The organism is Stenotrophomonas sp., from assembly GCF_032061965.1.
GTDB lineage: Bacteria > Pseudomonadota > Gammaproteobacteria > Xanthomonadales > Xanthomonadaceae > Stenotrophomonas.
Map to the genome: position 1 here is coordinate 215,992 of NZ_DAMBEF010000002.1, position 11,376 is coordinate 227,367.

The window sequence follows — 11,376 nt, forward strand, 5'->3', positions numbered from 1 at the left end:
ATCCCGTGGACATGCCAAGCCCTGTGTCGTTGAGTCCGCGGGCCGATGCACCGCGGGCCGGGGTGGGCGGTACGCCATCGGGCCCAGGAGCGCCATTGCCTGATTCCTGTCCGCCGCTGTATGTGGTCAACCTGCCGGCTTCTTCGGACAGGCGCGATTCCATGCAACGCCAGGCCGAGGCATGGGGACTGCAGTTGACGTTCTTCGAAGCGGTCAACGGCCGTCAGCCCCACCCGCTGTTCGCGCATGTGGATGAAGGCAGGCGGGTGGCGGGCAAGGGGCGTCCGTTCAAGCCTGGTGAACTGGGTTGTTGGGCCAGCCACTACCTGCTTTGGCAGCGCTGCGTGGAAAGCGGGCAGCCGATGATCGTGCTGGAGGATGACATCACGCTGTCGCAGCGATTTGTTGATCTGTTGCAGGCGCTGCCACAGTTGCCGGCGCAGGTCGGCTATTTCCGCCTGCATGCCGGGGATCGCCCCAGCACTGCCTGGCTGCGGTTTGGAGATTTCGAGCTGCACCGGTATTGGCGCAGCCCGTTGTGCACGCTGGGCTACTACCTGGCACCCGAAGCCGCGCAGAAACTGTTGCGCCACGCCGAGCGATGGGTGCTGCCGGTGGATGACTACATGGACCTGGCCTGGTTGCATGGCGTGGAGTGCCTGGGCGTCAAGCCGGGCGTCGTGCACTGTGACGACGGGTTCGAGTCGATCATCCAGGTGGGCCGAGCAGCCAAGCCGGCATTGGGTCCATGGGGGTGGATCACCCGTGAGGGCTATCGCGCAGGCCTGAACCTGCGCTGGTTCCTGCACAACCTTCCGCACCGCCTGCGCAGCCGCTGGAAAAGCAAGCGCCGATAAGCCTCAGGTCCGCGGTGCCGCGGACCGTGACAGGCTCACTTCTTTTGGCCGCGATGGCCCATCAGGATGCCCAGAGCCCGTTCGTACCGCTTCCACCAGGGAGCGTTGCCGCGCAACGCCAGGGAGGCATAACGCTTGCGCTCCTTGCGGCTCGGGTTGGGCTTGGTCCGGTATTCGTACTTGCTCTGGATGCAGCAGCCATCATCCAGTCCCGCACGCCATGCGTACTGGCGGACGATGCCGTAGTTGCGCAGGTTGTTGCGATAGATTGCCGATGGGTCCTGCCGGGTGGCCCACCAGCCATTGCTGCCGTGGGTGCGGTACTCCACGCAGCCGGTGGGCAGGTAGTACTTGCGCGCGCCCATGATGCTCGCGCCGTGTACAACGCAGGCGTCGGCACACAGTTTCCAATGGCGGCGGAAGCTGTGAGGCAGGTCCAGCACGTTCTCGGCCCAGTGACGGCGCAGTGAGATCGCCGAGGTCGGCGCGCCATACCAGGGCACCAGGAAGTAGGTGCTGATCGCCGTGTAACCAAGATCGATGGCCTGGCCGCTGTCTTCGTAGCGGATATCCATCTGGTCTATGCCGAAGGTCTGCAGGTCACTGAACACGAAGTCCACGTCGCGCCGGCTGTCATAGACGGCGCCGATCTGTGCCAGATAGTCCGGCTTCCATCGATCATCCGCGTCAAGGAAGCACACCACATCGGCGTTGGCTGCTGCCACGCCACGCTGGAAGGCCGCCAGTTGCCCCTCGTTCTTGTCGAACAGCAAGGTCACGCGCGGGTCATTGCCATAGCGCTCGCGCAGCATCTGTGGTGAGTCGTCGGTGGAGCCGTCATCCACCACCAGCACCTGCGCCGCGGCGCGGGTCTGTGCCAAAGCACTTTCCACTGCCTCGAATACGAACTTGGCGTAGTTGTAGTTGGTGATCACCACCGAGAAGGTGGTCATGCCTGGCCCTCGGCCAGCAAGGCGCGGAAGTAGGCGATGGTTTCCTTCAGGCCATCCTCAAGCGACACCTTGGGCTCCCAATCCAGCTTTTCACGGGCCAGCGAGATATCGGGCTGTCGCTGCCGGGGGTCGTCGGAGGGCAGTGGCTGGTAGACCAGGCGCGAACGGCCGCCGACCAGTCGGATCACCATTTCGGCAAGCTCCAGCATGGTGAACTCGCCCGGGTTGCCGATGTTGATCGGTCCGGTGAAGCCGCGCTCAGTATCCATCATGCGGGTCATCGCTTCGATGAGGTCATCCACGTAGCAGAAGCTGCGGGTCTGGCTGCCATCGCCGTAGATGGTGATGTCCTGCCCCCGCAGTGCCTGGACGATGAAATTGCTTACCACGCGTCCATCGTTGGGATGCATGCGCGGGCCGTACGTGTTGAAGATGCGAACCACCTTGATGTCCAGCGAGTGCTGGCGGTGGTAATCGAAAAACAGCGTCTCGGCGCAGCGCTTGCCCTCGTCGTAGCAGCTGCGCACGCCGATGGGGTTGACGCGGCCCCAATAGCCTTCCTGCTGCGGATGCACTTCCGGATCGCCATAGACCTCGCTGGTGGAGGCCTGCAGGATGCGCGCGTCGCGTCGCTTGGCCAAACCAAGCATGTTGATCGCGCCGTGCACGCTGGTCTTGGTGGTCTGCACCGGATCATGCTGGTAGTGGATCGGCGAGGCGGGGCAGGCCAGGTTGAAGATGCGGTCCACTTCCACGTACAGCGGGAAGGTGACGTCATGGCGCATCAATTCGAAGTTCGGGCTTCCCAGCAGATGCGCCACGTTCCGCTTGCTGCCGGTAAAAAAATTATCGACGCAGAGGATGTCATGACCCTCGGCGATCAGCCGATCGCACAGATGGGAACCCAGGAACCCGGCGCCGCCGGTGATCAGAATACGTTGCATGGAGCCTTCTCTGGTGGATGGTGTTGCCGCTTTACCCCCCCCTGACGGCTCGGCGGGGGCTATTTTGTCATGGGCCGGACGTCATGAGGTGGCCGGAATGACCAAAACGGCACAAAAGGAAGGAGATCAGGGGGCGCTTTTGGGGGCTTTCTGGGATGCCGGGCCGCCGGAACCTTCGGCGCGGCGGCGGTGCCTTTGTCAGGATTGACCGTGGAGGCCGGCTCCGATGCAAAGAATGCAGCGTGTTGTGAAAATTTTTTGGCGGTTGTGCGAACAATTCAGCACAATCACGGCACAATTCGCGGATGCCCTCATCTTTGTCTGATACCGCCCCCGGTCTTGCGCAACCAGTCAGTGGCAGCCGTCGTTGGCTTGCCCTGCACCGATCTGCTTCGTTGGGTCTGCTGCTGCTGTTGGGGCTGGTTCTCAGTACCCCCACCAACCTGCTGCCGTTCGGCGTGGTGCTGTTGTTCAGTAGCCTGCTGGGCGCGGATTATCTCTGGCGCGCGCGGGCGTTGGCGCGCCCTTATCTGGGCGCCCTGGCCGGCGTGGCGCTGGCGGTGATCGCGCTGGGACTGTGGTCGGTCTGGCACTTTGACAACGTGCTGGACGACGTCGACAACCGCTCGCGATTCCTGGTCATGCCCTGGGCCATGTTGTGGGTATGCGCATTGCGGCCGGCACAGCAATCGCTATGGTGGGGAGCACTGCTGGGATTGCTGGCCACCGCGGTGGTCGCCGTGGTGCAGGTTGCAGGGGGGCTCGAGCGTGCCGAAGCCTGGACCAATGCCATTGTCCTTGCCGATACCACCTTGGTATTGATGGTGGTGCTGGTGCTGTGCCGGCCGCCGCAACGCTGGGGATTGATCATGCTGGGCATGGTCGCCGGCGGTACGGTGATTCTGCTCAGTGGCAGTCGTGGGGTGTGGCCTGCGCTGTTGATGCTGTTGCTGGCCATGACACTGAGCGTGCCTTGGCGCAACGGTCGGTTCCGCCTTGCCATCCTCGCCAGCATGGTGGCTGTTGCCGGCACGCTGGTGCTGGCCGTGCCCGAGCTGCGGGAAATGACGCGTCTGGATGAACTTCACAGCGACGTGCAGCGGATCGAACGGGGCGACGTGAATTCATCGGCGGGAGCCCGCCTGGAGCGACTGCAGGTGGCATGGGCCACCGTGCAGGAGCGTCCCTGGACAGGTATCGGCATCGGCCATTTTGACAATGCAATGGAGCGCCTGCCGGTGTGCCGTCCGTCGGTGCAGCAGGCGCCGCGCTGTGACCTGGGGCACGCACACAACGACCTGGCGGAGTGGGCCGCGACGATGGGCTTGCCCGGGGCGGTATTGCTGCTGATCGTCTATGGGCTGCCGTTGTGGCTGTTCACGCGGCTGCACCGTCGCAGTGGCGAGAGCGGATTCCGCGGTCCGGCGGCGGCCGGGATATTGGTCGTGGGCACCTATGTGCTGTGCGGTTTGACCCAATCCATGTTCGCCCACCAGATCACCGCCAGCGTCTATACCACCCTGGTCGGCGTGCTGGCCGGTCTGTCCTTGCTGGATGCCGCGCAACGGCGGCGGCCCGCGTCTCAGGACTGAGCGCGCGGCGGGTCGACCAGCGGCTGCCCGTTGTTGAGCAGCCACAGCATGATGGTCTTCTGGCGCACATAGTTGGCGCTGACGAAGGCTTCGATCAGCCCGGGCCAGCCATCCATGAAGCCGCGCTTGACCACGTAGCTGCGGATGAAGCGCCAGCCGGGGGCGAGTACCAGCTTGCCCAAGGTGGCGCGCTTGCCCTTGGCATGCTCGTACTCGGCCATCATCCGCGCGTACTTCTGCTTCTTGTCCAGCAGTTGCAGGAAGCTGCGGTAGGGGTGGTGCAAGAGGTCACCGCGGAGCAAGGCCACCGGCCCGTCGACCGCTACCGCTTCGTGGATCTCGCGGTCGCCACGCCAACCGCCGTGTCGGCGGTCGAACAGACGCAGCACGCGGTCCGGATAGGCCGTGCCATGGCGCAAGAAGCGGCCAAAGTATTCCGAGCAGCGCGCGAAGCGATAGCCGACTGCACGGCCGAAGCCCGCATCGCGTTCGGCCTCGATGGCGGCGCGCAAGGTGGCGTCAACGCGTTCATCGGCATCCAGGCAGAGCACCCAGTCATGGCTGGCCTGTTCCACGCAGAACGCCTTCTGGCTGCGGAAGCCGCTGAAGGCGCGCTGCAGAACCCGCGCGCCGGCGGCCTCTGCAACAGCCACGGTGGCATCGCTGGAGAACGAATCGACCACCACGATCTCATCACAGAACGCCAGCGACGCCAGGCAGTCGCCAATGCGGTCGGCTTCGTTGAAGGCGATGATGCAGGCCGACAGGCGTGGTCGCGGGGCGGGCGAGGAGGGGCTTGAGCTGGGCATGCGGTGTCTGGCACGGGGGAACGGGCCAAAGCCTAGCAGCGACGGGTTCCACTGGCGATGCGATAATTGCGCCATATCCGGGATATTCAGGAGTTCCCCGCCGTGCCACGCCACTATCTGCTGTACGGGTCCGAGCGCTATGCGTTGGCCATCCTCCGCCCGCTGCAGGCCGCTATCCGAGCGCGTGGCGATGAGGCGGCGTGGTTCTTCGACGGCCCTGGCGCCGAGGATCTGGCCGCGGATGAAACCCTGCTGACCGTGCAGCAGGTGCGCGCATGGAACCCCTGTGCGGTGATCACCTCGTCCAACGCGGTGCCGCACTTCTTCCCCGGAGTGAAGGTCGAGACCTTCCATGGCTTCGATGCCGGCAAGCCGCGGCATATCTACATCCGCGGGTTTTTTGACCTGTACTGCACCACCGGCCCACGCGATACCGCCGCGTTCTCCGAACTGGCGCAGAAGACCGGGCACTTTTCGGTGGTTGAAACGGGCTTTCCGAAGATTGATCCGTTCATGAGCCAACTGCACGATCAGCCGGACCCGGTGCGCGAACCACCGGTGATCCTCTATCACTCCACGTTCTCTCCGTCATGGAGTGCTGCCGGTATCCTGCACGATGAGATCAAGCGTCTGTCGCAGACCGGCGAATGGCGCTGGATCGTCACCTTCCACCCCAAGATGGACCCGGAAGTGGTGGCCAAGTACCGCGCGCTGGAAGGCCCGTACCTGCGCTTTGCCGATGACGACAACATCCTGGACCTGTTCCCGCAGGTGGACATGATGTGCTCGGATACTTCCTCGGCGCTCAACGAATTCCTGCTGACCTACAAGCCGGTGGTGACCTTCAAGAATCGCCGTCCGGGCCCGCAGCTGATCGACATTGACGACCCTGCGCAGTTTGAAGGTGCGATCCGTACCGCCTTGTCGCGGCCGCCGGAATTGATGGCAGCGGTACGCCAGTTCGCCGACCAGCTGCACCCCTACCGCGACGGCAAGTCCAGCGAGCGCATCCTGCAGGCCATTGATGATTTCATCGCCAAGGGCGGGCGCAACCGCAAGCCCAAGCCGCGCAACTGGTGGCGCAAGATCAAGCTGCGCAAGCGGATTGGTTATTGGGGGCCTGCGCGGGTTTGAGGTGGCGCGCTTTTCCCCTCTCCCGCCCCTGCGGGGCACCCTCTCCCGCAAGGGGAGAGGGGCGAAGCCCCGCGAGTTCAAGCATTGCCTGCAATTGCAGCTCTTCTCCTCGCCCCTTGCGGGAGAGGGTGCCCCGCAGGGGCGGGAGAGGGCGGCTCCTCCCTCACCAACGCAATTTGCGCCGCACCATCTCCTGCTCAAGTTGCGCCATCAGCGCCCGCGCCTGCGCTTCATCCAGAAACCGCAGCTGCAAGGCCGGCGCGCCGGCCGCACCTGCGGTATCCAAGGTCAGCGTCGCGGTGCCAAACCGCCTGTCCAGCGGTGAACGATCCAGCCGCAGCGCCTGCAGCTTGTCCAGTTCGGCCACACGCCACCAACGGTTCCACCAACCGCCGCGAATGGCTACGCGCTGTGCATCGATGCTATAGCCGATCCGGCTGACCTGGCGGTAGGCCTTCAGCGCTGACCACGGCAGCCACAGCAAGGGCAACAGCCCCCACAGGCTGCCGGTTTCGTAGATCAGCAGTGCCGACAGCGCGCTCATCAGTACCAGGGCCGGAAGACATAGCCGCCACCAGCCGCGTCGGCTCACCGCTTGCCAGTGCAGCGGGGGCCATTGCAGCTGCGGCAATAGATGCTGCAGCAGGCCATCACAGGTTGCCGGTGTAGCCAGGGGCGCCAGTTCTTTCAGTGCGCGTCCATCCTGCTCTTGCTGCTGGCCGCCGCCGGCAATGTCCACCCGCAGCTGGCGTCGCTTGAAAAGACGATGCAATGCGCCTTCACGCAAGGTCCACGCCTGGATACGGCGCCGTGCCACCGAGCTGCGCACGCGGGTGAACAGCCCGCGTTCAACGGTCAATCGACGGTCTGCTTCGCTCAGCCGGAAGCCGTAGTACTGCACGATCGACAGGCCGATCGAGACCAGCTGCATCAGCACCAGCGCCAGCGCCAGGATCAGCAGCGCGCTGCTGACCAGGGTGATGGCGCCCAACTGCAACTGGCTGGCATAGCCGAATGCCTGTCGGCCGTGCTCTTCGATGAAATCCGAAGTCGCCCGGCGTGGGAACAATTGGTAGGCCGCGCCCATTGCCGCGGCAACCACCACCAGCGCGCGGTTTGAAATCAGGCCTTGCCGCACCAGCTCGGACAACGGCAGTGCAAGCAGCACGTCGCTGTGAGGTGCGTTGGTATCGATCTGCGGTGTCACCCCATCGCTGCCTTGGCGGATCAGGCGCTCCAGCTCCAGGGCCTGTGGCAGCTTGAGCACGCGCATTTCCGCTTCGGGCTTGTCGCCGCCGGCCGATTCAAGTCGCAGCTCGGCCACACCGAACAGGCGGTGCAGCAGGTTCTGGTGCACCACCACGTTATGGATGCGTGCGAAGGGGATCTCGCGACGGGTGCGTTCAAAGATGCCACTGCGGATGCTCAGCGCATCGCTGCCGATGCGGTAGCGATAACTCAGGTATTGCAGCACGGCGCTTACCACCAAGGACAGCACGATCGCGCCGCTGATCCAGTGGTGGTAGGGCAGGTCGTCATCACTGCGGCTGCCGAACACCAGCAGGGCGAGCAAGGGCAGCAGGAACTGCTGCACCTGCTGTTGCAGCGCAAACAGCCATGACCACGGGTGCAGGCGCTGCTCGTCGCTGGGCAGGGGCGGCGGGATACTCACAGGGCGTCGTCGTCGTGGTCCAGCTGCCGCGCCAGGCGATCACGCAAGCGCTCGGCATCGGCATGCGCCAGCCCCGCCACGGCGACGGTGTTCATGCGCGTACCTGCGGTGTGCACGATCAAGGTGGCCAGCCCGGCGATGCGCTCGAGTGGGCCGCGGCGCAGATCCAGGTGTTGCACACGCGATACCGGCACGTGGCTCTCGCTCTGCCACATATGGCCCCGACGCACGCCCAGCGATTGTGCGTCCAGCCGCCAGAAGGTGAGCCGATGGCGGCGCCAGCCAAACCAGGCGCCGAGCAAGGCGCCAACGGCAACGGCTGCCAGAGGCCACAGCAGCCAGTGGGTTTGGCGGGTGACCAGCATCAGGACGACGCTGGCCACGCCGAACAGCAGGGCCATGCTGAGCCCCGAACCGATGGCGGCAAACACCGCGCCACGCGGAGGCAAGGGATGCCATTGGCTGTCGTCGGAAAACCGGGGAGTGGGGAGTTCGGGCGCGTCGATCATGTGCAGACGATATAACGCCGGACCTGCGCAACGGTAGGCGTGGCATTGATAATCCCTGCGATGCCGGGATGGATTTCCGGCGACAGCCCTCCCGGGCATGGCTCGGCACTACACGTTGGGGTGGGTTGAGGCTCTGCGCCTACTGCGCGGCCATGATCAGCGCATCCACATCAAGATGATGACCGGCGCGTGCGGCCTTGGTACGCAGGTACTGCTCGTTCTCGTGGGTGATTTCGCCGGTGACCGGCACGCAACCCACGACCTCGATGCCTGCCTTGCGCAGATGCTGCACCTTGGTGGGATTGTTGGTCAGCAGCTGGATGCGTTGCACGCCCAGCGCGCGCAGCATCGCCACCGCGCTGCCATAGCGACGCTCGTCGGCCCCAAAGCCCAGCTGTGCATCGGCGTCGATGGTGTCCAAGCCTTCATGCTGGTAGCCATAGGCGCGCATCTTGGCGGCAATGCCGGTGCCACGGCCTTCCTGGTCGAGATACAACAGGATGCCGCCGCCCAGTTCCTTGAGCGTGCGCAAGCCGCGCCGCAGCTGATCGCCGCAGTCACATTTGAGCGAGCCAAACAGGTCGCCGGTGAGGCAGGACGAATGCACCCGCACTGGCACGATGCCGCCCATGTCCGGGCTGCCGACAATCACCGCGACCTGATCGCGCTGTGCCACGCCGCCACGGAAGACCGCAAACTCGCTCATGCCGACGTCGCGCAGCGGCACGGGTGAGCGCGTGACCAGTTCGTAGTCCTGGCCGGCTTGGCTGGCGCCGTCGTGCAACGCATCGGCGCTGAGCTGCATGCAGCCGTCAAAGGGGCCGGGTCCTGCATCCAGTTCCACCGACACCATCGCCGGCAGCAGCAGGCCAAGCCGTGCCACTTCCACGCTGGCGGCATCCAGCGCATCGCCATTGGGCAGTGCATCGCTGGGCGCGGTCGCGCCGCGCAGGTAGGCCAGCGCAGGTAACCCGGCGAAGTCGCGGCTGGCCAGTGGGATGCGGATGCCATGCGCGGCATCGATGCCCAGGGTCTGCGCACGTGCAGCGGTCAGGAACATGTAATGGCGGTTGCCGGCGGCGCTGGCAAACGCGGCAAAGCCTTCCGGCGAGCTGCTGTCCAGGGCAATGCTGGCCAGCCGGCGCGCACCATCGCTGACCACCACTGGGCGGCCTGCCCGCAGCTCGGCTGCCGCGCGTTCGCAGGCGATGGCGGCGGTCTGGCCGAAGTAGGGCGGGGTGGGAGAGGCAGGGCTGTTCATCTGGAACCTTATGGGGGCCGTTGGCCATCGAATCAATCCGACGGCAGCGGTGACGCAGTGTTGCAGGAGCGCGCTCAGTGCGGGTGTTTGGCGGTGGCGTAAGGATCGGTTTCGCCGCTGCCGGGGGGGCGCAACGTGTAGCGCTTGTAGGTCCACTGGTACTGGGCGGGATCGCGCCGGGCGATGCGCTCGATACCACCGCTGAGGGTAGCCACGGCCCGTTGCAGGTCCGGGTCGGCGATCTGTGCCTCGGCCGGTTCGATATGCAGGGCAAAGTCCAGGTTGGGCCCGATGCGCTCGCACCAGCCATAGAGCAGGGTGGCGCCGGTGCGCTCGGCCAGACGGTTGACCAAGGTCATGGTCAGCGCCTGTATCCCGAAGAAGGGCACGAACTCGCCGTCGCCGTTCTTGGGTTGCTGGTCGGGCAGGATGCCGGTGGCGCCGCCCTCCTTGAGCACCTTGAACAGCTGCCGCACCGCCGGCCCCTCAGCGCGCACCTGGCGCACGTTGTCGCCGCCGCGGCACAGCTGCAGGAATTCATCGCCCACCGGGTTTTCCGGTGGCGCGTAGACGATGGCAATGGGTCCGCGCGAGGCCAACCATTGGTTCAACAGCTCCCAGTTGCCGTAGTGCGGGGCGATGACGATCACCCCCTTTCCCGAGGCCAGGGCGGCGTCATACAGCGCTTCACCATGCCGTTCGCGCAGGTGCCGGGACAGATTTTGGGCGGGGTCGTGGGTCCACAGATAGAGCGTTTCCAGCGCCTGGCGGGCGGTGGTGCGCAGCACCTCACGTTGCAGGCGGGCACGCTGGGCAGTGTCCAGCTCCGGGAAAGCCAGCTCCAGGTTGCGGCGGGTCACCCGGCTTTCGCGGGCATTGATGCTGCGCCACAGCCAGGCCACTGCGTCGGCCAGGGCCTTCTGCCAGGACCAGGGCAGGTGGGTAAGGACGGAGGCAAGGCGGTAATAGAGCTTGGCGGTGGATTGCGGTTTCATTGGCCCAAGTTTAGCCGCTGGCGCCCGGTGCTATGGTGCCCAGCCCCCCTTTGCAGGAGCGACCATGCTTTCCCTGATCCAGCGTGTCACCCAGGCCTCGGTGACCGTCGATGACGCCGTGGTGGGGCAGATCGGCCACGGTCTGTTGGCCCTGGTTGGCGTGGAGCCGGGCGATGACGAGGCGATGTTGTCGAGGATGGCTGATCGTTTGCTCGGTTACCGGGTTTTCGCCGACGATGCGGGCAAGATGAACCGTTCTTTGCGTGATACCGGGGGTGGCCTGTTGCTGGTCAGCCAGTTCACCCTCGCTGCCGATACCCGTTCGGGCATGCGCCCAAGCTTCACCAGCGCCGCGCCGCCGGCCGAGGCTGAACGGCTTTTCAACCGTTTGGTGGCGATCTGCCGTGAAAAGCACGGCCCAGGGGTGGAAACCGGGCGGTTTGGTGCCCATATGGTTGTCAGCCTGATCAATGACGGGCCTGTCACCTTTCTGCTCAGACCATGACGCTCCGTGAACCCACCGCCACGGCAAGCGCTATGCTGCGCTGGTATAATGCTAGGTTCCCATCTTCACAATCGCCGGTGGCGCGAGCATTACATGGCCAACGAACGTCCTGCCCAGCAAAACGACATCAAGCTTCTGATCAGCA

The 11,376-nt window shown here is 64.9% G+C and carries 11 protein-coding genes; 4 read left to right on the top strand and 7 right to left on the bottom strand.

The features are described from left to right. Positions 1–95 precede the first annotated feature (95 nt). Positions 96–857: a glycosyltransferase family 25 protein gene (locus RT460_RS02125; protein ID WP_313316867.1), complete on the top strand. Its 762-nt coding sequence runs from the start codon at positions 96–98 to the stop codon at positions 855–857. A gap of 35 nt (positions 858–892) precedes the next feature. Here the strand turns inward: RT460_RS02125 and RT460_RS02130 are convergent, their stop codons facing one another. Further along, on the bottom strand, positions 893–1,810 hold the full coding sequence (locus RT460_RS02130; RefSeq protein WP_313316868.1) for a glycosyltransferase family A protein: 918 nt from the start codon (positions 1,808–1,810) through the stop codon (positions 893–895). Then, the gene (locus RT460_RS02135; protein WP_313316871.1) at positions 1,807–2,754 is read right to left on the bottom strand and encodes a UDP-glucuronic acid decarboxylase family protein; all 948 of its coding nucleotides are present in this window, start codon (positions 2,752–2,754) and stop codon (positions 1,807–1,809) included. The genes RT460_RS02130 and RT460_RS02135 overlap by 4 nt, the downstream gene beginning before the upstream one ends. Before the next feature lie 395 nt (positions 2,755–3,149). Here RT460_RS02135 and RT460_RS02140 point away from each other — a divergent pair, with 395 nt between their 5' ends. Beyond that, complete coding sequence (locus RT460_RS02140) at positions 3,150–4,346, top strand: O-antigen ligase (protein WP_313316872.1); 1,197 nt, start codon at positions 3,150–3,152, stop codon at positions 4,344–4,346. Here the strand turns inward: RT460_RS02140 and RT460_RS02145 are convergent. Then, positions 4,337–5,155 (bottom strand): glycosyltransferase family 2 protein, encoded by an 819-nt coding sequence (locus RT460_RS02145; protein WP_313316874.1) that lies wholly within the window; start codon positions 5,153–5,155, stop codon positions 4,337–4,339. The two genes, RT460_RS02140 and RT460_RS02145, sit on opposite strands and share 10 nt — an antisense overlap. Before the next feature lie 102 nt (positions 5,156–5,257). Between RT460_RS02145 and RT460_RS02150 the strand changes: the two genes are divergently transcribed. Continuing rightward, positions 5,258–6,289, top strand: coding sequence for a CDP-glycerol glycerophosphotransferase family protein (locus RT460_RS02150; protein WP_313316875.1), 1,032 nt, complete (start codon positions 5,258–5,260; stop codon positions 6,287–6,289). Positions 6,290–6,452: 163 nt separating this feature from the next. Here the strand turns inward: RT460_RS02150 and RT460_RS02155 are convergent, their stop codons facing one another. The 4 genes from RT460_RS02155 to RT460_RS02170 form a co-directional block, all read right to left on the bottom strand. After that, positions 6,453–7,961 (bottom strand): PH domain-containing protein, encoded by a 1,509-nt coding sequence (locus RT460_RS02155; protein ID WP_313316876.1) that lies wholly within the window; start codon positions 7,959–7,961, stop codon positions 6,453–6,455. Continuing rightward, the gene (locus RT460_RS02160; RefSeq protein ID WP_313316877.1) at positions 7,958–8,470 is read right to left on the bottom strand and encodes a PH domain-containing protein; all 513 of its coding nucleotides are present in this window, start codon (positions 8,468–8,470) and stop codon (positions 7,958–7,960) included. The genes RT460_RS02155 and RT460_RS02160 overlap by 4 nt, the downstream gene beginning before the upstream one ends. A 139-nt stretch (positions 8,471–8,609) precedes the next feature. Further along, positions 8,610–9,731: a GTP cyclohydrolase II RibA gene (gene ribA / locus RT460_RS02165; RefSeq protein WP_313316878.1), complete on the bottom strand. Its 1,122-nt coding sequence runs from the start codon at positions 9,729–9,731 to the stop codon at positions 8,610–8,612. Between the two features lie 74 nt (positions 9,732–9,805). After that, positions 9,806–10,726: a lauroyl acyltransferase gene (locus RT460_RS02170; protein ID WP_313316879.1), complete on the bottom strand. Its 921-nt coding sequence runs from the start codon at positions 10,724–10,726 to the stop codon at positions 9,806–9,808. A gap of 64 nt (positions 10,727–10,790) precedes the next feature. Between RT460_RS02170 and dtd the strand changes: the two genes are divergently transcribed. After that, positions 10,791–11,231, top strand: coding sequence for a D-aminoacyl-tRNA deacylase (dtd, locus tag RT460_RS02175; protein ID WP_313316880.1), 441 nt, complete (start codon positions 10,791–10,793; stop codon positions 11,229–11,231). The last annotated feature ends 145 nt before the right edge of the window (positions 11,232–11,376 follow it).